The sequence below is a fragment of the Clostridium sp. AF22-10 genome, assembly GCF_003478725.1.
In the GTDB taxonomy this organism is placed as follows: Bacteria; Bacillota; Clostridia; order Lachnospirales; family Lachnospiraceae; genus Otoolea; species Otoolea fessa.
Genome location: NZ_QUFZ01000076.1, coordinates 1 through 815 on the forward strand (window position 1 = coordinate 1; position 815 = coordinate 815).

1 protein-coding gene and 1 pseudogene are annotated in these 815 nt (G+C 37.8%); both read right to left on the reverse strand.

Annotation, left to right across the window (positions count from 1 at the left end; genetic code table 11):
- Positions 1-188: pseudogene (locus DWX91_RS16310) on the reverse strand (IS200/IS605 family accessory protein TnpB-related protein); the annotation flags it as partial.
- A gap of 8 nt (positions 189-196) precedes the next feature.
- Positions 197-637, reverse strand: a complete 441-nt coding sequence (gene tnpA / locus DWX91_RS16315; RefSeq protein WP_118539837.1) for an IS200/IS605 family transposase — start codon at positions 635-637, stop codon at positions 197-199.
- Between the last annotated feature and the right edge of the window lie 178 nt (positions 638-815).

Consider the following 815-nt stretch of genomic DNA (forward strand, 5'->3'; position numbering starts at 1 on the left):
GTCTCATGTACCAGATGTTCCGCTTCATTAAAGCGTTTTTGTGGATTTCTGATTTCTGAAAGTTCTTCCCAGGTCTCTGCATACACCGGAATCAGATAGGAAACTGCCTTCCGAAAAATATCCAGCGTAGAGCGGAGCGGTATATTCTTTTTTTTAATTTCTACTCCATAGCTGGATACAATCTGCATAAAGTTTCCTACTTTCTTTTTTCCTTCTCTTTTTGTCCCTCAATGTATGCCACTACCTGATCCCTGCTTCGGTCACTTACGGTGACTGCACAATACGATGGATTCCACAAATGTCCTCCCCACAACTCCTGTTTTAATTCCGGATGCGAAAGAAACAACTGACGTGCCAGATTCCCCTTCATAATCTTTATCATGTCTGATATAAAAAATTGTGGTTTGCAATCCAGAAGTAAATGAATATGATCTGGCATAACCTCCATCGCCAGAATCTTAAATTTGTATTCCTCCGCAATCCCATACAACATTTTTTTACATTCTGCGTCTATCCCATTTTTCAGAACCTGTTTTCGATATTTCGTGCACCAGACAAGATGATATTGCAAAGAATACACATATCCTCTACCATATGAAAGTGTATTTCTCTTAACAGTAAATATATCTTTTTCCATGTTTATATTATACCATATGCCTCCGCATTTAGCAAACGCTAGTTCTGTATCTTGATAAAAAATTTGGCGCACCTAACTCATCACTACTACAATATACTTATGGGTAATCCCCTTACATCCAGTAAGGATTTATCCATCTCATTACTTAAACTGTTAGAATGTAGGATGCAATGGTATA